The organism is Actinoplanes oryzae, assembly GCF_030757795.1.
Lineage (GTDB): Bacteria > Actinomycetota > Actinomycetes > Mycobacteriales > Micromonosporaceae > Actinoplanes.
In genome coordinates this window covers 11,873-35,535 of record NZ_JAUQWH010000044.1, presented here as the reverse complement: position 1 = coordinate 35,535, position 23,663 = coordinate 11,873, and the positions used below count along the sequence as shown (strand labels likewise).

At 72.0% G+C, this 23,663-nt stretch carries 21 protein-coding genes and 2 pseudogenes; 10 read left to right on the top strand and 13 right to left on the bottom strand.

From position 1 onward, the window contains the following. Positions 1-59: 59 nt before the first annotated feature. The gene (ctaJ, locus tag RBH18_RS16840; protein WP_306208751.1) at positions 60-317 is read right to left on the bottom strand and encodes an aa3-type cytochrome oxidase subunit CtaJ; all 258 of its coding nucleotides are present in this window, start codon (positions 315-317) and stop codon (positions 60-62) included. A gap of 246 nt (positions 318-563) precedes the next feature. On the opposite strand from ctaJ, the gene RBH18_RS16835 reads away from it, so the two are divergent. Both RBH18_RS16835 and RBH18_RS16830 read left to right on the top strand, forming a co-directional pair. Beyond that, a complete protein-coding gene (locus RBH18_RS16835) occupies positions 564-1,052 on the top strand; it encodes a hypothetical protein (RefSeq protein WP_306208748.1) in 489 nt (162 codons plus the stop codon). 499 nt (positions 1,053-1,551) lie between these two features. Further along, positions 1,552-2,025 (top strand): annotated as a pseudogene (locus RBH18_RS16830) (class F sortase); the annotation flags it as partial. Positions 2,026-2,153: 128 nt separating this feature from the next. Here RBH18_RS16830 and RBH18_RS16825 read toward each other — a convergent pair. Further along, positions 2,154-2,702 carry an HNH endonuclease gene (locus RBH18_RS16825; protein ID WP_306208746.1) on the bottom strand — a complete coding sequence of 183 codons (549 nt, stop codon included), beginning with the start codon at positions 2,700-2,702 and terminating at the stop codon, positions 2,154-2,156. A gap of 213 nt (positions 2,703-2,915) precedes the next feature. Here RBH18_RS16825 and RBH18_RS16820 point away from each other — a divergent pair, with 213 nt between their 5' ends. From RBH18_RS16820 to RBH18_RS16805, 4 genes are all read left to right on the top strand, one after another. Further along, complete coding sequence (locus RBH18_RS16820) at positions 2,916-4,001, top strand: mechanosensitive ion channel family protein (RefSeq protein WP_372338926.1); 1,086 nt, start codon at positions 2,916-2,918, stop codon at positions 3,999-4,001. Between the two features lie 222 nt (positions 4,002-4,223). After that, the gene (locus RBH18_RS16815) at positions 4,224-5,750 is read left to right on the top strand and encodes an MFS transporter (RefSeq protein WP_306208744.1); all 1,527 of its coding nucleotides are present in this window, start codon (positions 4,224-4,226) and stop codon (positions 5,748-5,750) included. Beyond that, positions 5,747-6,154 (top strand): globin, encoded by a 408-nt coding sequence (locus RBH18_RS16810; protein WP_306208742.1) that lies wholly within the window; start codon positions 5,747-5,749, stop codon positions 6,152-6,154. Before RBH18_RS16815 ends, RBH18_RS16810 begins: the two co-directional genes overlap by 4 nt. Positions 6,155-6,191: 37 nt before the next feature. Further along, the gene (locus RBH18_RS16805) at positions 6,192-7,460 is read left to right on the top strand and encodes a delta-60 repeat domain-containing protein (RefSeq protein WP_306208741.1); all 1,269 of its coding nucleotides are present in this window, start codon (positions 6,192-6,194) and stop codon (positions 7,458-7,460) included. Between the two features lie 152 nt (positions 7,461-7,612). On the opposite strand, the gene RBH18_RS16800 is transcribed toward RBH18_RS16805, so the two are convergent. The 5 genes from RBH18_RS16800 to RBH18_RS16780 all read right to left on the bottom strand — a co-directional run bounded on the left by RBH18_RS16800 (position 7,613) and on the right by RBH18_RS16780 (position 11,809). Further along, the gene (locus RBH18_RS16800; RefSeq protein WP_372338928.1) at positions 7,613-8,128 is read right to left on the bottom strand and encodes a type III secretion system chaperone family protein; all 516 of its coding nucleotides are present in this window, start codon (positions 8,126-8,128) and stop codon (positions 7,613-7,615) included. A gap of 198 nt (positions 8,129-8,326) precedes the next feature. After that, positions 8,327-8,986: a serine/threonine-protein kinase gene (locus RBH18_RS16795; protein ID WP_306208737.1), complete on the bottom strand. Its 660-nt coding sequence runs from the start codon at positions 8,984-8,986 to the stop codon at positions 8,327-8,329. Further along, positions 8,983-9,396: an acyl-CoA thioesterase gene (locus RBH18_RS16790; protein ID WP_372338925.1), complete on the bottom strand. Its 414-nt coding sequence runs from the start codon at positions 9,394-9,396 to the stop codon at positions 8,983-8,985. The genes RBH18_RS16795 and RBH18_RS16790 overlap by 4 nt, the downstream gene beginning before the upstream one ends. Positions 9,397-9,468: 72 nt before the next feature. Then, positions 9,469-11,145 carry an energy-dependent translational throttle protein EttA gene (gene ettA / locus RBH18_RS16785; protein WP_306208734.1) on the bottom strand — a complete coding sequence of 559 codons (1,677 nt, stop codon included), beginning with the start codon at positions 11,143-11,145 and terminating at the stop codon, positions 9,469-9,471. 118 nt (positions 11,146-11,263) lie between these two features. Beyond that, positions 11,264-11,809 carry a hypothetical protein gene (locus RBH18_RS16780; protein WP_306208733.1) on the bottom strand — a complete coding sequence of 182 codons (546 nt, stop codon included), beginning with the start codon at positions 11,807-11,809 and terminating at the stop codon, positions 11,264-11,266. Positions 11,810-11,902: 93 nt separating this feature from the next. Between RBH18_RS16780 and RBH18_RS16775 the strand changes: the two genes are divergently transcribed. Next, entirely contained in the window at positions 11,903-13,318 is a 1,416-nt protein-coding gene (locus RBH18_RS16775) for an alpha,alpha-trehalose-phosphate synthase (UDP-forming) (RefSeq protein ID WP_306208730.1), read from the top strand. Here the strand turns inward: RBH18_RS16775 and RBH18_RS16770 are convergent. The 4 genes from RBH18_RS16770 to cobC form a co-directional block, all read right to left on the bottom strand. Continuing rightward, on the bottom strand, positions 13,307-13,681 hold the full coding sequence (locus tag RBH18_RS16770; protein ID WP_306208728.1) for a VOC family protein: 375 nt from the start codon (positions 13,679-13,681) through the stop codon (positions 13,307-13,309). The genes RBH18_RS16775 and RBH18_RS16770 overlap by 12 nt on opposite strands. An 85-nt stretch (positions 13,682-13,766) precedes the next feature. Then, the gene (gene cobA / locus RBH18_RS16765) at positions 13,767-14,960 is read right to left on the bottom strand and encodes a uroporphyrinogen-III C-methyltransferase (RefSeq protein ID WP_306208726.1); all 1,194 of its coding nucleotides are present in this window, start codon (positions 14,958-14,960) and stop codon (positions 13,767-13,769) included. Beyond that, the gene (cobT, locus tag RBH18_RS16760) at positions 14,957-16,012 is read right to left on the bottom strand and encodes a nicotinate-nucleotide--dimethylbenzimidazole phosphoribosyltransferase (protein WP_306208724.1); all 1,056 of its coding nucleotides are present in this window, start codon (positions 16,010-16,012) and stop codon (positions 14,957-14,959) included. The genes cobA and cobT overlap by 4 nt, the downstream gene beginning before the upstream one ends. Next, the gene (cobC, locus tag RBH18_RS16755) at positions 16,009-17,049 is read right to left on the bottom strand and encodes an Rv2231c family pyridoxal phosphate-dependent protein CobC (protein ID WP_306208773.1); all 1,041 of its coding nucleotides are present in this window, start codon (positions 17,047-17,049) and stop codon (positions 16,009-16,011) included. The genes cobT and cobC overlap by 4 nt, the downstream gene beginning before the upstream one ends. Positions 17,050-17,129: 80 nt before the next feature. On the opposite strand from cobC, the gene RBH18_RS16750 reads away from it, so the two are divergent. Further along, entirely contained in the window at positions 17,130-19,256 is a 2,127-nt protein-coding gene (locus RBH18_RS16750; RefSeq protein WP_306208722.1) for a transglycosylase domain-containing protein, read from the top strand. A 206-nt stretch (positions 19,257-19,462) separates the two neighbouring features. Here the strand turns inward: RBH18_RS16750 and RBH18_RS16745 are convergent, their stop codons facing one another. Further along, positions 19,463-20,065: a TIGR03086 family metal-binding protein gene (locus tag RBH18_RS16745; protein ID WP_306208720.1), complete on the bottom strand. Its 603-nt coding sequence runs from the start codon at positions 20,063-20,065 to the stop codon at positions 19,463-19,465. Positions 20,066-20,139: 74 nt separating this feature from the next. After that, positions 20,140-21,957 (bottom strand): cobyrinate a,c-diamide synthase, encoded by a 1,818-nt coding sequence (locus RBH18_RS16740; RefSeq protein WP_306208719.1) that lies wholly within the window; start codon positions 21,955-21,957, stop codon positions 20,140-20,142. 86 nt (positions 21,958-22,043) lie between these two features. Between RBH18_RS16740 and RBH18_RS16735 the strand changes: the two are divergent. Together RBH18_RS16735 and RBH18_RS16730 are read left to right on the top strand one after the other, a co-directional pair. Continuing rightward, positions 22,044-22,817: pseudogene (locus tag RBH18_RS16735) on the top strand (SURF1 family cytochrome oxidase biogenesis protein); the annotation flags it as partial. A gap of 309 nt (positions 22,818-23,126) precedes the next feature. After that, entirely contained in the window at positions 23,127-23,573 is a 447-nt protein-coding gene (locus RBH18_RS16730; RefSeq protein WP_306208714.1) for a hypothetical protein, read from the top strand. The last annotated feature ends 90 nt before the right edge of the window (positions 23,574-23,663 follow it).

Sequence of the window (23,663 nt, the reverse complement as noted above, 5' to 3'; positions counted from 1 at the left end):
CCGGGCGGTCGAGCGCCGTCATCGGCTGCTCGCGCTCCTCGCGGCTCAGGGCCTGGGACTCACCAACGGTCACTTGCGCCTCCCACCGTCGCGGGCCGCGTCACCGGGCGGCCCGACGCGTCCAGAGCGGTGCCGGCCTCGATCACCTTCGCCGGCGCGGCCTCGCTGACCTGCTGGGGCGAGGACACGAACCAGATCGGCTCGAAGTCGAAGGGCCGGCCCGGGCGGTAGCGCCGGTCGGGCTCGTGGCGGCGGCTGGTCGCGAAGACGAGCGCCGCGACAAGACCGATGAACGCCACCGGAATCACTGCGAACACCAAAATGGTCTGAAGAATCGACAACCTCAACGCCCCCAGGCGTCATAAGGAACTTGGCCAAGTCACTGTGTGCCCAGTGATCCGAACGTCAATCACGGTAGCGGAGTGTGCCCCGCCACGGAGCGCCGGGTGTCAAGACCCACAAGTGGGATCCCGGCGGCGGCGCGAAAACGGCCCGGAGGTGCGAAAATCACCCTCACGCGCCGTCCGTGCGGTTTCGGCTCCGGACGGCAGGAGGGGGAGATCATGCGCATTTCCGTCCCGGCCGCCTGCGCGGCGCTCGCCTTGGCCACCTCGGGCGTTCTGCTGCCCGCGTCACCCGCCGCCGCAGCCGACGTCTTCCTCGAGATCAACCCCGACACCGTCCGCGCCGGCGACGAGATCGGCCTGCGCGCCAGCTGCGACGACAACCTGAAGGAGGGCTCCGTGGCGGCCGAGCCGATCGGCAACGTCCCGGTCGCCCCCGCCTTCGGCTTCCTCACCGCCACGGTCACCGTGCCGCGCACCACCGAGGCGGGCGACTACCGCGTCGAGCTGACCTGCTCCGACGGCGCCAAGGCGAGCAGCACCCTGCACGTCGTGGCCCGGGTCGAGCCCTCCCGGGGCCCCGCGACGGGCGGCGGCGGCACGGCCCGGGGCGGGGCGGCACCGCTCCTGCTCGGCGGCGGCGGCGCCGTGGTCGCGGCGGGCCTGGCCCTCGGCCTGGTGGCGATGCGCCGCCGCCGGCTCGGCTGAGGCCGCACCGGTGTCCGCGGAGGTCCAGCCGGACCCGTCGGCCTACCCGGGACCCCGGGTCCCCGACGCGGTCCGCAGCCGCCGGCCGGCCGAGATCGTCACCCCGGAGGAGTCACCCGAAGGTCGCACCCTCGACGACGATCTCCTCCCCTTCGAGGACGACGACTACGACGCGGAGGACGACTACGACGCGCAGGACGACTGGGGCGGCCGCCGCGACGAGCCGGGGCCCGAGAGGGACGATCCAGGGACGGCCCGGGCGGGCCGAGATGGACGACCCGCCGACGAAGCGCCCCCGGTCGCCGGAGCCCGGCCGGGCACCGAGCCGTGGACGACCTCGGGGGCGCGGTCGACGGCGCCGCCGCGGGGGCGGGCACGGCCGGTGACGCGGCGCAACGGGAGCCAGCTGCCCGCTCCACCGCCGGTGCGGGGGCGACCGGTCCTGCCGCTCGGGCTCATCGCGGCGGCGTTGGTCTTCGTGGGGCTGTTCGTGGTGTGCATGGGGGCCGGCGCCATGACGGGCTTCGACATTCGCGACGTGTTCAAGGGGCCCGACGAGCCGCCGCCGCGGTCCTTCCCGGTGCTGGAGCCGAGCCGGCCGACGAAGGTCAGCATCCCGGCCCTGGACATCGAGGCGCCGATCCTCGACGTCGGCCTCGCCGCGGACGGCTCGGTGGCCGTGCCGCCGCTGGACCGGCACAACGAGGCCGGCTGGTTCGAGCAGGGGCCCACGCCCGGCCAGTTCGGCCCGGCGCTGATCGTGGGGCACGCCGACACCCGCACCGGGCCGTCGGTCTTCCACGGGCTGGGCCGCTTGAAGCCGGGTCAGGAGATCCGGGTGAAGCGGGAGGACGGCGACACGGCGGTCTTCAAGGTGAACTCGGTCGAGCACTTCGGCAAGCAGAAGCTCCCGATCAAGCGGGTCTACGGCGACTACTCCCGGCCGTCCCTGCGCCTCGTCACCTGCGGTGGCACCTGGCTGGGCGGCCGCCAGGGCTACAGCGACAACATCATCGTCTTCGCCAGCCTGGTCGACGCAGCCCTGACGCACCGACACGCGACGCGCAGAGCAGCGACGTACAAAAAAGCCGAGCGCGCGCTCTATGCGGCCTCGGCGACTTCGGTGACAGGGGCGGGCAGGTCCAGCCAGTCCGCCCAGCGGGGATCGGGGGTGCGGTGGCCCAGGACCCGCCAGGCCACGCCGCGTGGTGCCGCGGGCGCCGTGTGCAGCCGCCACCCCAGCTCCGCCGGTGTCTTGTCGCCCTTGCTGTGGTTGCACTTGGCGCATGCGGCGACCACGTTGTCCCAGGCGTGGAGGCCCCCGCGGCTGCGCGGGAAGACGTGGTCGATGGTCTCGGCCGAGCCGCGGCAGTAGGCGCAGCGGCCGCCGTCGCGGGCGAAGATCGCGCGGCGGGAGAGGCCGATGTGGGTGCGGTAGGGCACCTTCACGTAGCGGGTGAGCCGCACCACCGACGGGACCGGTAAGTCCTGGTGGGCGCTGTGCAGGATCCCATCTCCGTCGGAGACGGGCTCGGCCTTGGCGGTCAGCACCAGGATGGTCGCCCGACGCACCGATACGACGCACAGCGGCTCGTAGGTGGCGTTCAGAACCAACGCGGATGAGCCCACTGAGGGTCGTATGTCAGGCATCGTGTTCACCCTTCGGTGTAGGTGCTGGTGGCGCTCCCGGTGTGGTTGTCGTCTCAGGCGAGGTCGGCCGAGCCCCGCGCGGGTGGCGTAGCTCGCAGGCCAATAGTCCCTGATGGAAGACGAATTGGCGAGCACTATCTGTGGCGCGGACGTAAACGTCTGAGGACGGCCGGGCGGATGCCGGGTGCGGAAAGCCCGGTACGGTCGGGACCCGTGACCCTGCTAGCCCCCACCCCGTCGCCCTCGTCGTCGACCGACGTCTTCAACGGGCCGACCATCACCGAGCAGTGCAAGACCGACGCGTTGTGCACGTGGATCTTCAACGAGACGCACAACCAATGGCTCGCCAACAGCGGTTATGTCTTCTTCGTCAAGCCGGTGCGGATCCTCGCGATCATCCTGATCGCCATGCTGGTGCGCTGGGCGCTGCGCCGGGCCATCAGCCGGCTCACCCACACCACCTCCCGAGCGGCCATGCCGGCGCTGCTCAAGCCGCTGCGCGAGCGCGCGGACAAGCAGGACGACGCGACCGCCGCGCAGTTCATCCCCGAGCGCCGGCGGCAGCGGGCCGAGGCGATCGGGTCGGTGCTGCGCAGCTTCGTGACCGCGGTGGTCTTCTCGATGGCGGCGCTGCTCGTGATGGGCGAGCTCGGCTTCAATCTGGGGCCGCTGCTGGCCAGCGCGGGCATCGTCGGCGTCGCGCTGGGCTTCGGCGCCCAGAGCCTGGTCAAGGATCTGATCGCGGGCCTGTTCATGCTGCTGGAGGACCAGTACGGCGTCGGCGACTCGGTCGACCTGGGTGACGCGGTCGGCGTGGTCGAGACGGTCGGGCTGCGGGTGACGACCGTGCGGGACATGCGGGGCGTGCTCTGGTACATCCGCAACGGCGAGATCATCCGGGTCGGCAACAAGAGCCAGGGCTGGGCGATGGTGGTCATCGACATCCCGATCGGCTTCGTCAACTCCGAGGAGGCGACCACGGTGCTCCGCGAGGCGGCCCTGGCGCTGGCGGAGGAGCCGGAGCACGCGACCGAGTTCCTCGAGCCGCCGGACGTCGTGGGCGTCGAGCAGCTCACCGTCGACGGCGCGGTCATCCGCACGATCGCCAAGACGACGGCGGACGGCCAGCCGGTCGTCCAGCGCGAGTTGCGGCGCCGGCTCACCGAGGCGCTGGAGACCTCCGGCATCGCCGAGCGGATCGCCGTGTCGCGCATGCTGCCGCGCTCTGCGGTGCCCCCATACCCGCAACGGGCGTCGATGGAATCCGAGCCGGCCGCGGGGCCGGGAGGAGCCACCTGAGCTGGGATTACTTCGTCCGGGGGATGTCCGTAGTCGACCGAATGGCCGATAATCGGCCCGTACGCCCTAGCCACCGCTCGGCCTTTCGGGCAGAATCGCGTGCAAGAAGCATCTGCACTTGCAGCGTCACGTTCGCGGGGCCGAAACCACCGGGTCAGCCGCGCTCGTGACCGGCCGCCGTCGGCGATCCCGCCGGCCGTCGCGATCGATGGAGGGCCCGGGGTGTCCGACGACCGACCGCCCGCACAGCCCGGCGCCACCGCCGGAGATGCGGAGCCGGATCGCAGGCCCACGTTCTCCGACGTGCTGGCGGTCGGCGAGTTCCGCGCCCTCTTCTTCTCGACCGTGGTCAGCTGGATCGGCGACTATCTCGCCCGTGCTGCCATCATCGTCCTCGTCTACCAGGAGAGCCAGTCCGTTTCGCTCTCCGCGGCATCCTTCGCGATCAGCTATCTGCCGTGGATCCTGGGCGGGCCGGTGCTGTCGGCCATCGCGGAGCGCTATCCGTACAAGCGGGTCCTGATCACCGCGGACCTGGCCCGGGCCGTCCCGATCGCCCTGATCGCCCTGCCCGGCGTGCCGGTGCCGCTCATCCTGATCCTGCTCTTCGTCGCGATGCTCGGCGGCCCGCCCACCCAGGCGACCGTCTCGGCGCTCATCCCCCAGGTGCTCGAGCGGCGGCTGCTCGTCACCGGGCTCGCCCTGCAGTCCTCGATGCTGCAGGGCACGCAGGTCTTCGGCTATCTGATCGGCGCGACGCTGGCCGCGAGCCTCAACCCGCGGGTGGGCCTGGCCCTGGACGCCGTCTCGTTCCTGGTGTCGGCGCTGATCATCGCGAGCGGCATCAAGCCCCGGCCGGCCGCCAACGACGGGGCCGAGCGCCGGCACCTGCTGCGCGAGACCGGCGAGGGCTTCCAAGTCGTCTTCGGCACGCCGGCACTGCGGGCGATCGCCATCATGGTCTTCGCGCTGACCACCTTCACGATCCTGCCCGAGGGGCTGGCGGCGGGCTGGGCCGCGCTGTTCGAGCGCGACGCGGAGGCGGCCGGCTTCGACCAGGGGCTCATCATGGCCGCCGGCCCGATCGGGTACGTCATCGGCGGCATCATCATCGGCCGGACCGGCTCCGCCGAGGCCAAGCAGCGGCTGGTCCGCCCGCTGGCCGTGCTGGCGCCGCTCTGCCTCGCCCTGACCGCCTTCGCCCCGAACGCGGTCAGCGTGGCCGTCCTCGTCGCCGGCTCCGGCTTCGCCCAGGGCATGCTGCTCCCCACGCTCAACGGCGCCTTCGTGCTCGCCCTGCCGCACGGTTACCGGGCCCGGGCGTTCGGCGTGATGGCCGGCGGCACCCAGCTCACCCAGGGCGGCGCGGTGCTGGCGACCGGCGTGCTCGCGCAGTTCTCGTCCATCCCGGTCGTCGTCGGGCTGTGGAGTCTCGCGGGGCTCGTGCTCATGGTGACGCTCGCCGCCCGGCAGTCGCGGCGGATCAAGGTGCCGGCCGTCACGGGCACCCCGGAGCACGGCAAGCACGCCGCGCCCGATCCGCCCGCCCCCGCCGGGCCCCCGGCGCCCCGGCAGGAGGACCCGTCCGTGCCGCGGCGGCCCGCTCACGGCGTACCGGAGGGGCAGGGTGACCACCGGCAGGGCGGCAGCGAGGGTTACCGGCCGCGGCACAGCGGCCCGGACATGGGCGCAATGCACATCACACCGGCACCGGGACGGCGCACCGCGGCTGGCAGACTGGAAGCGTGAGCGAGGTCAGCTTCTACGAAGCGGTGGGCGGCGAGCCCACCTTCCGCAAGCTCGTCGACCGGTTCTACGAGGGCGTGGCGGAGGATCCGATCCTCCGCCCGATGTACCCGGAGGAGGACCTGGGGCCCGCCGCCGACCGGCTCACGCTGTTCCTCATGCAGTACTGGGGCGGGCCGAGCACCTACCAGGCCACCCGCGGGCACCCCCGGCTGCGGATGCGGCACGCGCCCTTCGTGGTCGACGCCGCCGCCCGCGACGCCTGGCTGCTGCACATGCGCGCGGCGGTCGACTCGCTCGAGCTGCCGGCCGAGCAGCACGCGGTGCTCTGGGACTATCTGGAGCGGGCCGCCTACTTCATGGTGAACAGCATGGACGCGCATCCCGGGGGGCCGCCCGCTCGTTGATCGGGTGACCCGTGCCCCGACCCCAGGAGCCGCTCCGATGCGACCCCGACCGTTCGCCGCCGCCCTCAGCGCCGCCCTGCTCTGCATCCCGCTCAGCGGCGCGACACCCGCCGCGGCGGACCCCTATCAGCCCCGGCTCGTCTCGGCCGACCCGGTCGACCACACGCCGCACGTGCTGGACGGGACGGTGTGGGCGCTCGCCGTCGTCGGGGACACGGTCGTGGTCGGCGGCACCTTCACCAAGGTGCAGGACAGCTCGCGCAAGCACACCTACGAGCGCAAGAACATCTTCGCGTACGGCCTCCGCGACGGCGCCGTCCGCTCCTTCGCGCCCACCGTGGACGCCGCGGTCTACACCCTTGCCGCCGGCGCGAACGACACGGTGTACCTCGGCGGTGCCTTCAAGACGGTCAACGGCACCGCCCAGCGGGGCCTCGCGCGCGTCTCGGTCGAGGACGGCTCCCGGATCTCGTCCTTCGGCGCCAAGATCGCCTTCGGCGACGTCCGGTCGGTGGCCGTCCGGGGCACCCGGCTCTACGCCGGCGGCACCTTCTCCTCGGTCAGCGGCGTCCGGCGCACCGCCCTCGTCCGCATGAACAGCGCGACCGGCGCCGTCGACACCGGCTTCGACGCCAGGCTGTCCGCCCCGGGCCTCGCCCGCGCCCGCGTCGAGCACTTCGACATCACGCCGGACGGCTCGCGGCTCGTCGCGGTGGGCGCGATCCGGCGGGCCGGCACGGCGCCCCGGACGCAGATCGCCATGTACGACGTGTCCGGCGGCTCGGCGGCGCTGATGAGCTGGTACACCGACGCGTACGAGGCGGAGTGCATGAAGGGCTTCGACACGTACCTGCGGCAGGTGAAGTTCTCCCCGGACGGCACCTACTTCGTCGTGGCGGCGACCGGACGCGCCTCCTCCCCCGTCAAGCTGTGCGACTCGGCGGCCCGCTTCGAGACCGGGGGCGGCGGCCGGCACAACCCGACCTGGGTCCAGCGTACGGGCGGCGACTCGCTCTACGCGGTGGCCGTCACGGGCAGCGCGGTCTACGTCGGCGGCCACCAGCGCTACCTGGACAACCCCTACGGCAGCGACGCCAAGGGCCCCGGCCCAGGCGCCGTGCAGCGCGTGGGCATCGGCGCGGTCAGCCCGACCACCGGCCGAGCCCTCCCTTGGAACCCGTCGCGCAAGCGCGGCGTCGGCGTCCGCTCGTTCCTCGTCGTCCCCGGCGGCCTGATCGTCGGCTCCGACACCGACGAGCTCGGCAAGGAGTACCACGGCCGCATCGGCATGTTCCCCTTGAACTGACCCGCCGCCACGGGTTTTGACCTTCGTGATCGCCCGGCGATGAGTTGGGCCCGGTTTTTCGGCGTTCGCGGGGTGTGCAAACGCCGAAAAACCGGGCCCAACTCATCGCCTCAAGGGGGCGATCACGCCGACGAGCGAAGCGAGTTAACCCCTTATAACAGAGCGCCTTCGTCGTGGAGCCAGTCGACGAAGGAGGTGGCCACCGCGGCGCCGCAGTCGAGCATCTCGGCGAGGAGGGCGTCGTGCGCGCCGGACGCCAGCGGCACCTGGAGCTCCGCGTAGATCGGCAGCTGCCCACGCTCGGTCGGGTCGCCGATGTAGGCCTTGCAGAAGCGGCGCGTGTGGTTCCACTCGTTGACCACGCGGTAGGCGCGGTCGGCCCAGTCCGGCGGGACCGTGGCGTGCGGGCGGGCGCGCATCACCAGGATCTCGTCGTCGGGGCCCTCGAGGGTGAACAGCACCGCGTGCCGCTCCCACATGGCCAGCAGGCTCCCGCCGCCGTCGGCGAGGAAGCGGATGTCGAGCAGGTCGAGGGCCTTGCCGATCCGGGTCAGGTCGACCGGGGCGACCTGCTCGGGCTCGTCGGCCGAACACAGGCCGGCGGAGGAAACCGACAAGCGCTCGGGTTCACGCTGCGTAGGCACGCCGACGCGGACGCTGCTCTGCAGCGCGACCTCGCCGCCGTTCTCGGGTTCGTTGTCTCCGGATGATCCGGGACGCCATGACCACCACGGCATCGTTGTGCACCTCACTCCCCAGCAGGTCAACCGCCGGACGTAGCGGTGGACCCGGGGGCGACGGTACCCGTACAGGTCGCGAAGGTCAGCCCCTCAAAGGGTGGGCGCGACCGGTCGACCGAGGCGGCATCACCCTTTCGGGTGACCCCCTACAGGCATAACGGTCAATTCTTGGACCGGCTGTAGCCAGGCGACTCCATATGGTGCAGAAATTCCCACCCAGCGTCCCGCTACGCACACGCGGGCGCTCGGCGCCTCGCTTCCGGCGGGCCCGAGGAAGCCCATGCGCGAGATCGCCTGGACGAGCCGCTGCGAGACCGGAACCGGGTCCCCGCCGGGCGGCGTCACCACCAACGCAACGTGATCGAGAAGGGCGTCGCGCACGGCCCGCTGCCCGACCGAACGGCCCGCCAGACCGCCCGCGGACACCTCGCGCAGCGTCCCCGCGGCGGCCTCGGCCAAGCGGGTCAGCTCGGCGGCGGCGACGGACTCGACCACCTGCACGGCGGCCGGCGGCAACGGCCAGCGCCAGGCGGCGTCGCGCCGGGACGGCAGCTCGGTCCGGCTGGCGGCCAGCGCGGAGAGCAGCTCGGCCGCGGACACGGTCGCATCGCCCGGACCGGCGCCGGCGACCTCGCGGGTCACCAGAACGCCCCAGGGCAGCCGGGCCCAGAACGCGGTGCGGCCCTTACCGGAGCGCAGGCGCACCGGAAGGGCCGGATCGAGCCGGGTCAGCCGCGCCAGGAAAGCCCCGGCGTCGGCGACCCCCTCGATGCCATGGCCGGTCATGGTTCAAGTGCCAGATAGGGAGCCAGGAAGTCCCGCTCCTGCTGCGTCAACCGGCGCGGGTGGCCCTCGGCGAGGTTGTACGGCACGCAGACCGACTTGGCGCGGCTGGCCAGCACGTTGTCGTCGAACAGCTCGTAGGACACGGTGAACGCCGCCGCCCGCAGCTGCGAGATCCACAGCTCGATGCGCACCGGCTCGCCGTAGTCCACCGGGCGCAGGTAGTCGATCTCGTGCCGGGAGATCACGATGCCCTCCTCGAAGGAGGTGAACCCCTCCGCGCGGGCGCCGGTGAAGAACATGGCGACGCGCGCCTCCTCGTACAGGGTGAGGAAGCGCGCGTTGTTGACGTGGCCGTACGCGTCCATGTCGGACCAGCGCACGGCCACGTTGTAGACAAACCGATCAGCCACTTTTTTCTTTCGGTTTTCCGCCGCGGGCCAACTCAGCCACGTTCTTCTTTCGGTTTTCCGCCGCGGGCCAACTCAGTCACGGGTGAGCTTGCGGTAGGTCACCCGGTGCGGACGGGCCGCCTCGGCTCCGAGCCGGTCGATCTTGTTCTTCTCGTACGCGTCGAAGTTGCCCTCGAACCAGAACCACTTGTCGGGGTCCTCCTCGGTGCCCTCCCACGCGAGCATGTGGGTGGCGACCCGGTCGAGGAACATCCGGTCGTGGGAGATGACCACGGCGCAGCCCGGGAAGTCGAGCAGCGCGTTCTCCAGGCTGCCCAGCGTCTCGACGTCGAGGTCGTTGGTCGGCTCGTCGAGCAGGATCACGTTGCCGCCGATCTTCAGCGTCAGCGCGAGGTTGAGCCGGTTGCGCTCACCGCCGGAGAGCACCTTCGTCGGCTTCTGCTGGTCGGGGCCCTTGAAGCCGAAGGCCGCCACATAGGCCCGGGACGGCATCTCGACCTTGCCGACCATCAGGTGGTCGAGACCGTCCGAGACGACCTCCCACACCGTCTTGTCGCCGTCGAGGCCGGAGCGGTTCTGGTCGACGTACGACAGGTGGACGGTCTCACCGATGCGCACCGTGCCCTCGTCCGGCTTCTCCAGCCCGACGATGGTCTTGAACAGCGTGGTCTTGCCGACGCCGTTCGGGCCGATGATGCCGACGATGCCGTTGCGCGGCAGCGAGAAGGACAGGTGGTCGATGAGCGTACGCCCGTCGAAGCCCTTCACGAGGTCCTTGGTCTCGATCACCGTGTTGCCCAGGCGCGGGCCCGGCGGGATCTGGATCTCCTCGAAGTCGAGCTTGCGCGTCTTCTCCGCCTCGGTGGCCATCTCCTCGTAGCGGTCGAGGCGGGCCTTGCTCTTGGTCTGGCGGGCCTTGGCGTTGGAGCGCACCCACTGCAGCTCCTCGTCGAGGCGCCGCTTGAGCTTGGCGTCCTTGCGGCCCTCGACGGCGAGACGCTGGGCCTTCTTGTCGAGGTACGTGGAGTAGTTGCCCTCGTACGGGTACGTGCGCCCGCGGTCCAGCTCGAGGATCCAGGTGGCGACGTTGTCGAGGAAGTAGCGGTCGTGCGTGATGGCGATGACCGTGCCGGCGTACTTGGCGAGGTGCTGCTCCAGCCAGTGCACGCTCTCGGCGTCCAGGTGGTTGGTGGGCTCGTCGAGCAGCAGCAGGTCGGGCGCCTCGAGCAGCAGCTTGCACAGCGCGACTCGGCGGCGCTCACCACCGGAGAGCTGGGTGACGTCGGCGTCCGGCGGCGGGCAGCGCAGCGCGTCCATCGCGAGCTCGAGCTGGGAGTCGAGGTCCCACGCGTTCGCGTTGTCGAGCTCCTCCTGGAGCCGGCCCATCTCCTCCATGAGCTCGTCGCTGTAGTCCGTGGCCATCTGCTCGGCGATCGCGTTGAAGCGGTCGAGCTTGGCCTTGGTCTCCGCGACGGCCTCCTCGATGTTGCCGAGGACGGTCTTCGCGTCGTTGAGCGGGGGCTCCTGCGCCAGCATGCCGACGGTGTAGCCGGGCATCAGCCGGGCCTCGCCGTTGCTGACGTGCTCAACGCCCGCCATGATCTTCAACAGCGTGGACTTACCGGCGCCGTTCGGGCCGACCACACCGATCTTGACCCCGGGCAGGAAGTTCAGCGTCACATTGTCGAGCACGACCTTGTCGCCGTGCGCCTTGCGCGCCTTCTCCAGGGTGTAGATGAACTGGGCCACAGTGCGGCCTACCTCCGTGATCGTGGTTTCCGGTGCCGGAACGACGGACCAATCTTTCCAGGTCGCTCGCCGCCCCCTACAAGAACCCCGGCCGCTTCGCAAGGATTCCCCGCCCGGCTCACTCCTCGCTGACGCCGTGCACCTCGTCCGCCCGGCCGCTTGCGAACTCGATCCGCAGCTCAGTGGGGCTGACGGTGAAGACGTTGCCGTCCGGCGCGACCCCGACGTACGTGTTGCCCTTCTGCTTGACCTTCGGCAGGAAGAGGGCCGTCTCCCCCTCGATCCACTTGGCCTCGTAGCCGCCCTTGTTCGACTGGTAGAAGAGGCTGCCGCTCGGACCGGCGCAGATCCACACCGTGGTGCCGGTGTCGTCCGCGCGCACCCTCAGCACCTGCTCCAGCGGGATGTCGTAGCCCTTGGCCCGCGCGGTCTGCTCCATCTCGTCCGGGCAGCGGACCAGATCGGGCCCCGAGCCGGACGTCGCGCTCGGCACCACGGACTCCGCCGGTGCCGTCGGGCCGGCGGCCGATTGCTGGGCCCGATCGTGCCGGGTGCCCAGCGCCAGCCCCGCCGACATGCCGATGATGGCAAGGAACACGGTGGCGATGACCACAGGAAAGAAGAGCGGCCGCCGCGGCGGGGAATGATCGACCGACAGACTCACCGGCCAAGGATGACAGGCCTCGGCAAGACCCGGCTGCTCACGAACAGTAGGCTCGGCAGCGGGGAACCAGTACGACCCGGAGGTGCTCTCAGCGTGGCCGATCGAAGTTCCTTCGTCGTTGTCGCCAACCGCCTGCCCGTGGACGAGATCGTCGTCGACGGCGAGCGGCAGTGGCGACCGAGTCCCGGTGGCCTGGTCACCGCGCTCCACCCCGTGCTCGTCGAGCACCGGGGCACGTGGATCGGCTGGGCCGGTGGGGACGGCGACGCGCCGGACCCCTTCGAGCTCGAGGGCATCCACATCCATCCCGTGCCGCTCAGCGCCGAGGAGCTGGAGCGCTACTACGAGGGCCAGTCCAACGCCACCATCTGGCCGCTCTATCACGACGCCGTCGAGACGCCCGTCTACAAGCGGCGCTGGCGCGAGGCGTACAGGGTGGTCAACCAGCGGTTCGCCCAGGCGGCCGCGGAGGTGGCGGCCGAGGGCGCGACGGTCTGGGTGCAGGACTACCAGCTCCAGCTGGTGCCGGCGATGCTCCGGGAGATGCGCCCCGACCTGCGGATCGGCTTCTTCCTGCACATCCCGTTCCCGCCGATCGAGCTGTTCATGCAGATGCCGTTCCGCGCGGAGATCCTGCGCGGCCTGCTCGGCGCCGACCTGGTCGGCTTCCAGCAGCGGCTCGCGGCGCAGAATTTCGTCCGGCTGGCGCGGCACCTGCTCGGCCTGCGCTACGAGGGCCAGTCGATCAAGGTGGACGGGCGCAGCGTCAAGGCCGGCGCCTTCCCGATCAGCATCGACACCAAGGACATGGAGCGCCTCGCCGCCGACCCGAAGGTGCAGGCCCGGGCCAAGGAGATCCGCGCCGAGCTGGGCGACCCCGAGACGATCGTGCTCGGCGTCGACCGGCTCGACTACACCAAGGGCATCGAGCTGCGGCTCAAGGCCTTCCGCGAGCTGCTGGCCGACGGCAAGCTCAAGGTGCCCGACGCGGTGATGGTGCAGGTCGCCACGCCCAGCCGGGAGCGCGTCGAGCACTACCAGACGCTGCGGGTCAAGGTCGAGCGCGAGGTCGGCCGGATCAACGGCGAGTTCGGCAAGGTCGGCATGCCCGCCGTGCACTACCTGCACCAGTCGATGAGCAAGCAGGAGCTGGCCGCGCTCTACGTGGCGGCCGACGTGATGATGGTGACCCCGCTGCGCGACGGCATGAACCTCGTCGCCAAGGAGTACGTCGCCTGCCGCGGCGACCGGGGCGGCGCGCTGGTGCTCAGCGAGTTCGCCGGGGCCGCCACCGAGCTGCGCCAGGCGTTCCTGTGCAACCCGCACGACCCCGACGGCGTCAAGGACGCGCTGCTGCGCGCGGTGGCCGCCGAGCCGGCCGAGCTCAAGCGCCGGATGCGGGTCATGCAGCGGCACCTGCGGACCCACGACGTGGCGCTGTGGGCCCGCACCTTCCTCGACGAGCTCGGCGTGCCGGACGACGCACCGGACGCGGGCTCAGAGGAATAGACAGAAGGGATGGCCGGCCGGGTCGAGATAGACCCGGACGTCCTTCTGCGGCTGGTAGCCGGCCTTCGTGGCCCCGGCCTTCTCGGCGTGCGCGCCGGCCTCGTCCAGGTCGGTGACGTGGATGTCGAGATGCACGCTCATCTGCGGGTCGCCGGGGCCAGCCGGCCACACCGGGCGCACGTAGCGCGACTCGGTCTGGAAGGACAGCCCCGGCCCACCGGCCGGGGCGCCCAGCATGACCCAGTCCGGCTTGTCCTCAACGACGCTCCAGCCCAGCAGCCGCTGGTAGAACGCCGCGAGCTCCCGGGCGTCCGGCGAGTCCAGCACCACCCCGGCCACGATCATCTGCGGTCGCTCACTCATGTGAGTGAGCTACCCATTCCTCAGCGTCACTATCCCCGCTCGCCGGCGAAGCGTCGCCATCGCAGCTCGCCGGCGAAAAACCTCGCTATCGCAGCTCGTTGACCACGTCGCCGAGCACCACGACGGCCGGCGGCCGGATGCCCGCCTCGGCGACCGCCCCGGCCACCTCGCCGAGGGTGCTGCGCAGGACGCGCTGGGTGGACGTCGAGCCCTCTTGGATCACGGCGGCGGGCGTGCCGGCGGACTTGCCGTCGGCCACGAGACGCTCGGCGATCTTCGGGAGGTTCTTGAGGCCCATCAGGATCACCAGGGTGCCCCGGGCCCGGGCGAGCGCGGACCAGTCGACCAGGGACAGCTTGCTCTCGGGCGGCACGTGGCCCGAGACCACGGTGAACTCGTGGGCGACGCCGCGGTGGGTCACCGGGATGCCGGCCAGCGCCGGCGCGGCGATCGAGCTGGTCACGCCCGGCACGACCACCACGGGTACGCCGGCCTGCGCGCACGCCACGACCTCCTCGCCGCCGCGGCCGAAGACGAACGGGTCGCCGCCCTTGAGCCGCACCACGAACTTCCCGGCCCGGGCGCGGTCGACGAGGACGCGGTTGATCTCCTCCTGGGCCACCGAGGGGCCGTACGGGATCTTGGACGCGTCGACCAGCTCGACATCCTCGCGCAGCTCGTCCAGCAGCATGCCGGGGACGAGCCGGTCGGCGACCACCACGTCGGCCAGGGCCAGCAGCCGGCGCCCCTTGACCGTGATCAGCTCGGGGTCGCCCGGCCCGCTGCCCACCAGCGCCACCGAGCCCGACTTATCCGACTTTTCGTGCTTTAGCGTGGCGAGCGCCGAGGCGACGGCATCGCGGACAGCCATGGCCTGGCGCCGGTCGCCGCTGTCTGTCACCGCCACCGTGATGTCACCGCTGCGCGCCACGGCGGGGGTCCAGGCTGTCGCGGCGTTGCGGTCGTCCGCACGTACGCAGAAAATGCCGTTCTTATCGGCCTCGACGCTGATCTGTTCCGCGGCTCCGGCGTCGTCCACCGCGACCTGGATCAGCCAGGCGCCGGTCACGTCGGCGGGCTCGAAGCGGCGTGCCGTCCAGGTGATGCGGCCCGCCTCCACGTACGCGTGCAGAGCCGGCGTCAGCTCCGGGGAGACGACGTGCACGTCCGCGCCGGCCGCCAGCAGGGCGGGGAGGCGCCGGGTGGCGACCGCTCCCCCACCCACAACGAGGACGCGCCGGCCGTCAAGCCGCAGCGCCAAGGGGTAGAGATTGCTCACTTCTCCGTGACCCCCGCATCGTCGAAGGTCGAGACCTCGCGGAGCACCCGCACCGCGCTCGACACGATCGGCAGCGCCAGCACGGCGCCCGAGCCCTCGCCCAGCCGCATGCCGAGGTCGAGCAGCGGGGTGAGGCCGAGGTGGTCGAGGGCGACGGTCGCGCCCGGCTCGGCCGAAAGGTGCCCGGCGACCATGGCGGCCACCGCGTCCGGGGCGAACGCGGCCGCCACCAGCGCCGCCGACGCCGCGATGACGCCGTCCACCACGACGGGCACCCGGCGGGCCGCCGCGCCGAGGATGAAGCCGGCGAGGGCCGCGTGCTCCAGACCGCCGACGGCGGCCAGCGTGGCGAGCGGCTGGGCGGGGTCGGGGCGGTGCAGCTCGAGGGCGCGGGTGATGACGTCGACCTTCCGGGCGTACGTGTCGTCGTCGATGCCCGTCCCCCGCCCGGTGACCGCCGCCGGGCTCGCCCCGGTGAAGACGGCGATCAGGGCCGCGGCGGGCGTGGTGTTCGCGATGCCCATGTCGCCGGTCACGAGGCACTTCGCCCCGCCCTCGACGAGCGCGCCGGCGACCGAGATGCCGACCTCGAGCGCGGCCTCGGCCTCCGCCTGGGTCATCGCGGGCTCGACGGCGAGGTTGCGGGTGCCGCGCCGGATGTTCGCGTCGAGCAGGGTGTCGCCGCCGTGCAGCGGGATGCCGACGCCGACGTCCACGACCATGAGCGAGGCGCCGGCCTGGCGGGCGAGGGCGTTGACCACGGCGCCGCCGGCCACGAAGTTGGCGACCATCTGCGCCGTGACCTCCTGCGGCCACGGGGTGACGCCGGTGGCATGCACGCCGTGGTCCCCCGCGAAGACGGCGATCGCGGCCGGCTCGGGCACCGGCGGCGGGCAGGCACCGGCCAGGCCCGCCAGGCGTACGGACAGCTCCTCGAGCACCCCCAGCGAGCCGGCCGGCTTGGTCAGGCGGTCCTGCAACTCCCGGGCGGCGGTCATGGCCTGCTCATCGGCGGGCGCGACGGCCGCGAGCGTCGACTCGAGGGGTGTCAATGGTGCTCCTTCAGAACAGCTTTCAACGTATCCAGGAACGCGTCGGTAGTGGCAGTGTCGCGCACGGCCACGCGGAGCCAATCGGCGCCCAGCCCGGGGAACGTGTCGCCACGGCGCACCGCGTAGCCACGTCTGCGCAGCTCATCGCGTACGTCCCGGGCCTTATGGATTTTGATTGTCACGAACGCGGAGGCCGGCTCGCCCGCGATCGTGATCTCCGGCACTTCTCGCAGGGCGTCGACCAGGTGGCGGCGCTCGGCGGCCAGCTCCGCCGCGATCTCCCGCTCGGCGGCCACCGCCGTCGGGCCGGCGCAGGCCTCGGCGGCGGCCAGGGCCGGGGTGGCGACGGCCCAGAGCGGCTGCGCCCTGCTCAGCTGCGTGATCACCTCGGGCGCGGCCAGCGCGTAGCCGATCCGCAGACCCGCCAGCCCCCACGTCTTGGTCAGGCTGCGCAGGACCAGCAGGCCGGGCAGGTCCCGGCGGCCGGCGAGCGACTCGGGCTCGTGATCAACACCCGGGCGGAAGGTCGTGTCGGCGAACGCCTCGTCAACCACGAGGATCCGGCCGGGGCGGGCGAGCTTCGCCACCTCGGCGGCCGGGTGCAGGACCGAGGTCGGATTGGTCGGGTTGCCGACGAAGACGAGATCGGCCTCCTCGGGCACGAGCGCGGCGTCCAGCCGGAAGCCGTCCTCCTCGCGCAGCAGCACGCGCTCGACGGCGTGACCCGCGTTACGCAGGGCGGCCTCGGGCTCGGTGAACTGCGGGTGCACCACGACCGCCCGCCCTTGGTATGTCTGCGCGATCAGGACGAAAGCCTGGGCGGCGCCCGCGGTGAGCAGCACCTCACCGTCGCCGCGACCGTGCCGGGCCTGCACCGCGCGGGTCGCGGCGGTCGCGTCGGGATAGGCGGCCAGCTCGGTGAGCGTCGCGGCGATCGGGCCGGCGAGCCAGGGCGGCATCGGCTGACGGCGAACGTTCACGGCCAGGTCGACCAGCCCGGGTGCCACCTCCGCGTCGCCATGGTGGTGCAGATCCATCTCCACGGGCCCAGCATGACTGACGAGCTTTTTTCACCGTGGCCAGGGCCGCACTGCCCGTTTTGTCATACCTTCAAGAGGTGACGAAGACGATCTCCCCCCTCATCCGCGCGGGTCTCATCTCCGGGGTCGTCGTGGCAGGTCTGATCTTCCCGCTCGTCGCGCTCGCCGGCGTCGGCGCCAAGACCGGCGCCGACGCGCTCGCCAACATGCCGGAGCAGCTGACGGTGGTGCCGAACGCGCAGTCCACCTACGTCTACGCGAACGACGGCAAGACGCTGCTCACGATGTTCTACGAGGAGCATCGCAAGCCGACCGACCTCGCGGACATGTCGCCCTACGTCACTCAGGCGATCGTCGCGTCCGAGGACACCCGCTTCTACGAGCACAACGGCGTGGACGCCAAGGGCGTGGCCCGGGCCTTCGTCGCCAACCAGCAGGCCGGGGGCGTCTCGCAGGGCGCGTCCACGCTCACCATGCAGTACGTCCGGATGGCCCTGCGCGACGGCGCCCGGACGCCCAAGGAGGCCCTCGAGGCCACCGAGCAGACGACGGCTCGCAAGCTGCGGGAGATGCGGCTCGCCATCGAGCTCGAGAAGCGCGTGTCGAAGCAGGAGATCCTCGAGCGTTACCTCAACTCGGCGTACTTCGGGCACCGGGCGTACGGGATCTTCGCCGCGTCGGAGGTGTTCTTCTCCAAGACGCCGGAGCAACTGACGCTGACCGAGGCGGCGCTGCTGGCCGGGCTGGTCAAGGCGCCTTCCGCGTACGACCCGGCGGTGCACAACCAGCGCGAGGCGACCGAGCGCCGCAACTACGTGATCGACCAGATGGTCAAGATGGGCTCGATCACGGCGGCGCAGGGGCGGGCGGCGCAGCGTACGAAGATCAAGCTGAACCTGACCACCCCGCCCAACGACTGCGTCTCGGTGCCGAAGAAGCACAACGACTGGGGCTTCTTCTGCGACTACCTGCGCAACTGGTGGATGGAGCAGCCGGCCTTCGGCGCCAACGCCCAGGAGCGCCTGGAGAACCTGCGCCGCGGCGGCTACAAGGTCGTCACCACGATCGACCCCCAGATCCAGGCCAGCGCCATGGAACACGTACTGGACAAGGAGAAGCGCAAGAGCGTCTACGCCCACGGCGAGGTCGTCATCGAACCCGGCAGCGGGCGGATCCGGGCCATGGCCGTCAACCGCCGCTACTCCCTGGACCAGAAGAACAACGGCGAGCACAGCGACCGGCGCAAGCGCGGCGACATCCTCGGCAACTACCCCAACACCGTCAACCCGCTGCTCGGCGGCGGCGACATGGCGGGCTACCAGGCCGGATCCACGTTCAAGATCTTCACGATGCTGGCGGCGCTCGAGGAGGGCATGCCGCTCTCCACGTCCTACTACGCACCGCCGCAGTTCGTCTCCAAGTACATCGTCGAGCCGGGCCCCGCCGCGTGCGGCATCCGCTGGTGCCCGAAGAACTCCAGCAAGTCGATGACCGGCAACCAGACGATGTGGAGCGGGTTCGGCAAGTCGGTCAACACGTACTTCGTGCAGCTGGAGCAGAAGGTCGGCGCCCAGAAGGCCGTGCGGATGGCCGAGCGGCTCGGGCTCAGGTGGCGCACGACGGTCGACAAGGAGCTGTCCGCGCCGGACCGCGCCAAGGGGTGGGGCGCCTTCACGCTGGGCGTCAGCGCGGCCACGCCCGTCGAGATGGCGAACGTGGTGGCCACGCTCGGCGCCGAGGGCAAGTACTGCGAGCCGATCCCGGTCCAGGTGATCAACACGCGGGACGGGGCCAGCCTGACCTACGAGGACAAGAAAGTCGCCGGGCCGCGCTGCCACCAGGCCGTGGCGCCGGAGATCGCGCAGGCCGCCACGGACGCGGCGCGGTGCGTGACCGGCTACGGCGCCGCCCGGGGCAGCTGCGGGGGCTGGGAGACGTCGCCGATGGTGCACGCCACGATGCGGCGGCCCGTGGCGGGCAAGAGCGGGACCACCGACAGTAACCGGAGCGCCTGGTTCATCGGCTTCACGCCGCAGCTGGCGGCGGCGGCCTTCGTGGCGGACCCGGACAACCCCGAGAACAAGGTGGGCACGAGCCGGGGGGCGATCTCGAAATACACGGTGGCGGAGACGCTGCGGGACGCCTTGAAGGGGCGGCCCAAGATGAAGTTCACGCCGCCGCCGGACAAGATGGTGCACGGCTGAGCGTTTCAGCTTCTGCCTCCCCCGGGCCCTGGCGCTTCGTCGCCGGGGCCTGGTTGCTTTCGGTCTTGTCGCTCCCGCAGCTGGTACGCTCCCGCGGCTCCTCACCTCCGCGGCTCCTCACCTCCGCGGCTCCTCACCTCCGCGGCTCCTCACCTCCGCGGCTCCTCACCTCCGCGGCTCCTCACCTCCGCGGCCGGGCCGGGCGGTCAGTGGGCGGAGGTGAGCGGGCGCCAGTGCGGGTCGCGGCCGGCCAGGGCGACGGCCTGATCGAGCAGCGACGCCTCGTCGCCGGCCGGGACGCGCGGGCCGAAGAGGCCGGGGCTGCCCTGCTCGGGCTGCTGCGACAGGAACTCGATCAGGTGCTCGAGCAGCCGGGGGTCGGCGGCATACTCCTGACCGGTGGCGCGGGCGAGATCCCAGCCGTGCATCGTCAGTTCGTTGACCGCGAAGGAGCCCATCGCGGCCGCGGGCAGCGTGACCCCGCCCACCGTGGTCGTGCCCTCCCAGGCAGCCGGCACCTTCCAGGCGTTGGACAGGTCGACGAGCACCTCGGGCAGCCGCACGCGCCAGTGCGGGGGAAGATCGGCGGCGGAGGGCTGCGGCGCGGGGTCGCCGGCGCTGGGATCGGTGCGTTTGCGGGCCCCCTGGCCGAAGGCCCGGCTCAGGCTCAGCAGGTGGGCGAGCAGATCGCCGACGCTCCACGCCGGGCAGGGCGTCGGCGCGGTGAGATGGTCGTCCGTGATGCCCAGCAGCAGGCCACGGATCCGGCGCACCGGCGGGTCGAAATCGAGCGGCACACGGTCGGCCACGGCGGGTCTCCCTCCTCGCGGTCCCCTCACCGTACGGCCACCCACCGACAAAAAGCGCCCCCGGAGATCCCTTCTCAGCCCGGCTGCTGGTGGTGCACGGCGGAGAGGGACAGGGTGGCCTCGTCCTGATCGCTCGCCGGCCCCGCGGAGTGCGGCGCGAAGCTCGCCGGTTCCGACACGCCCGCCGCCGGGAAGCTCGCCACGCCGACGGATCCGTCCGGAGCCGGCGCGCCCGGCACACGGGCCGATCCGGCCGCCGGCGACACGGCCTCGGGGGCGCCGTCGGCGTACCCCTGGTGGTTGCCCGGGCGGGCCGGACCGCTCGCCTGGCTCGGCACCGCGGCCTGGGCGCCGCTCAGCGGGACCGTCGCGTGCCCGGGTCCACCGTGCGACGGCGCGCTCTGCCCGGGAACGTACTGCGGCTGGCCGGAGCTCTGCGGCGCGCCGACCGGCGGGGTGACAGGCGGTGTGACAGGCGGGGTGACCTGAGTCGCGGTGAGCGTCTGCGTGGTCGCCGCCGACGCCGAGCCGAGCGTGCCCGCCACCGCCGCGGCGACGACCCGCCGGGCGATCTCCGGGGCACCGGCCCAGTGCAGGCCGAGCTGCGAGGCGTGCACCTGACGCCAGACGAAGCCCTCCGGGTTGCCGCCCGACCACGTCCACGCCGGAACGTGCCCGGCGCGCGGGGACACGATCGCGCGGTGCTGCTTGTAGCCGGTGATGCGGGCGCCGGCCGGGGCGAGCAGGTTGGTCGACGGGGCGGTCGCCTCGCGGTAGCCCGCGACCGTCTGCGTGCCGGTCGTGGCCGTGGCGTCGATCACGCCGCACATCGGCCGGCCGTCGAAGTCGCGGGTCAGCCACGGCAACCCCACGCCCTCGGCGATGACCGGACCGCCCTCGTGCGCGAGCTGCGCGACGGCGGCGCAGAGGCGGCGGTTGGCGGAGAGCTCCTCGGCGTACCCCTCGGGCAGGCCGGCGCCGATCATCAGGCCGCGCGTCCCCGGCGGGAGCGCCTCGTCCCGCAGCGGGTCGAACACCGCGACGTCCGCGCCGGCGGCGGTGAGCAGCTCGGCCGTCTCGACATAGGTGTACGGGGCGCCGGGGCCGCCGGCCAGCGCGATCACCGGGCGTTGCACCGGCAGATCGGGGCCCTCCAGCGCGTCGGCCGGGCTCCACGGCGCCGCGGGGACGGCCGGCGCGGTGCCCGCGAGGGCCATGATGCGGTCGAGATCGAGCGCGCCGGCGACGGCTTCACCCAATCGGCGTACGGCCCGAGAGGCCTCGACCGTGCGATGCGCCACCGGCACGGGGCCCTGCCCGCGCGCCGGAAGCACGGCGGGCAGATCACCGCGGCGCAGGGCGCCCAGCACCGGCATGCCGATGTCGTCGAGCGCTGTGCGCAACATCTCCTCGTGCCGCGGCGACGCGACGCGGTTGAGCACGACACCGCCGAGGTGCACCATCTCGTCGAACATCCGGAAGCCGTGCACCAGCGCCGCCAGCGAGTGCCCCATCGCGGCCACGTCCACGACGAGCAGCACCGGGGCGCGGAGCGCGGCGGCCACGGCGGCCGTACCGTCGAGCTCGGGCTGGCCCGTCAGGCTGTCGAACAGGCCCATCGCGCCCTCGATGACCGACAGCTGGCTGCCCGTCGCGCCGTGCGCGAAGAGCGGCGCGATGCGCTGCGAGCCGACCAGGCGGGGGTCGAGGTTGCGGCCGGGCCGGCCGGCGGCGAGGCCCAGGTAGGCGGCGTCGGTGTGATCGGGGCCGACCTTGAACCCGGCCGCGGGAACGCCACGCGCCGCGGCCGCAGCCAGCAGGCCCACCGCGACGGCGGTCTTGCCGTGCCCGGAGGAGGGCGCGCTCACCACCAGGCGGGGTTGGGTGGACATCGGTGGGGCTCCCTCGTGATCGGTAAGAATTCGCACCCTACCCGCCGGGCGTGGGGTGCCGTCGGCAGCAGGGGTAGCCTCGGTGCGTGTACCGGTTCCTGCTGACCCCGCGCTGGCTGGGTGCCCTGGCGCTGACGGTGGCCGCCTCGGTGGTCATGGTTCTCCTCGGCAACTGGCAGCTCCACCGGTACCACGAGCGCAGTGAAATCAACGAGCGGATCGACGCCGCGGATTCGACCCCGGCCGTGCCACTCACGTCGGTGCTGGCCAAGCCGGTCGCGGCGGGCCAGGCGGGCGCGTCCCCGGGCAAGAGCAGGGCCTGGACGAAGATCACCGTCACCGGCCGCTACGACCCCGCCCACGAGGTGCAGGCCCGCGGCCGCACGGTCGACGGCAACGTCGGCTTCGAGATCCTCACCCCGCTCGTCCTCGCCGACGGCACGGCGGTCCTCGTCGACCGCGGCTGGGTCCCGCCCGCGAGCGGCGACGCGCTGTCCGGCCCGCTCTCCAAGCCTGCCCCGGCGGGCGAGGTCACGGTGGTCGGCCAGCTCCACCTCACCGAGAGCCGCCCGTCCGACGTCATCGAGCGCGACGGCCGCCTCGACACTCGCCGGGTCTCGCTCCCGCGCCTGGCCCCGAAGATCCCCTATCCGCTGTACGGGGCGTACGTCCTGGACAGCGAGCCGGCGCAGGGCTTCTCGGCGATCCCGATCGACCACGAGGACTCCTGGCAGAACGGCGGGTATGCCGTGCAGTGGTGGTTGTTCGCGGTGCTCGCCCTGATCGTGTACGGCTGGCAGGCTCGCAAGGAGGCGACCGGCGACGCCCCGAAGAAGCGCATCGACCGGGTCGCCGCTGCCGACGACCGGCTGGCGGCCTCCTCCGGCGGCGCTTCCCCCGCCTCGCCCGCTTCCTCGCCCTCCTCCTCGCCCTCCTCGCCCTCCTCCTCGCCCTCCTCCTCGCCCTCGCCCTCCTCCTCGCCCTCGCCCTCCTCCTCGTCCTCCACCGACGGCGCTGCTGCTCCTTCGTCGGGCGACGCCGCTGCTGGTTCTTCGTCGGGCGGCGCTGCTGGTTCCTCGTCGGGCGGCGCTTCGGGGGCGGTTGTTCCCGCGGCGCGGCGCGCGGAGTGACCCTTTTCCTGTGTTCCTGAGCGCGGTTAGGGTTTTCCGGTGACGTACCCCGTAGTTCCGCCGCCGCCGGACGACCCCTGGGGTGTGCCGACGCCGCCGCCGGTGCCCGCTGCGCCGCAGCACCCCGCCGCCCCCGGGCCGGTGATCGTCCAGATCGGCGACCTCGGCGTGACCTCGACCGTCGTCCACACCCCCGCCGGCGACATCCCGCTGGCCGGCTCCTCGTGGACGGTCAACGACTACTGGCACCACCAGTCCAAGATCCCGACCTGGGCGATCCTGGCGGCGATCTTCGGCTTCTGCGTGCTGACCGTCTTCAGCCTGCTCTTCCTGCTGGCGAAGACGACCGTCACCACGGGCACGGTTCAGATCACGGTGACGAACGGCACCCGCCACTACGTCTCCCGCATCGCCATCACCGACCAGTCCCAGCTGACGGCCATTCACCAGCAGATCAATTACGTACGCTCCCTCGCCGCGCTCTGAGTGATCACTCCTCCTGCGCGGCGGGGCCCTGGCTCGCCGCGCTGTGAGTGATCAGCCCTCCGGCTCGGCAGGGGCCTGGCTCGCCGTGCT

Coding starts and splice junctions, on each gene's coding strand:
- RBH18_RS16740 (WP_306208719.1), bottom strand. CDS start 21,957: ATGTCCACCCAACCCCGCCTGGTGGTGAGCGCGCCCTCCTCCGGGCAC.
- RBH18_RS16795 (WP_306208737.1), bottom strand. CDS start 8,986: ATGACCGGCCATGGCATCGAGGGGGTCGCCGACGCCGGGGCTTTCCTG.
- RBH18_RS16835 (WP_306208748.1), top strand. CDS start 564: ATGCGCATTTCCGTCCCGGCCGCCTGCGCGGCGCTCGCCTTGGCCACC.
- RBH18_RS16770 (WP_306208728.1), bottom strand. CDS start 13,681: ATGAGTGAGCGACCGCAGATGATCGTGGCCGGGGTGGTGCTGGACTCG.
- RBH18_RS16825 (WP_306208746.1), bottom strand. CDS start 2,702: ATGCCTGACATACGACCCTCAGTGGGCTCATCCGCGTTGGTTCTGAAC.
- cobC (WP_306208773.1), bottom strand. CDS start 17,049: ATGGATCTGCACCACCATGGCGACGCGGAGGTGGCACCCGGGCTGGTC.
- RBH18_RS16805 (WP_306208741.1), top strand. CDS start 6,192: ATGCGACCCCGACCGTTCGCCGCCGCCCTCAGCGCCGCCCTGCTCTGC.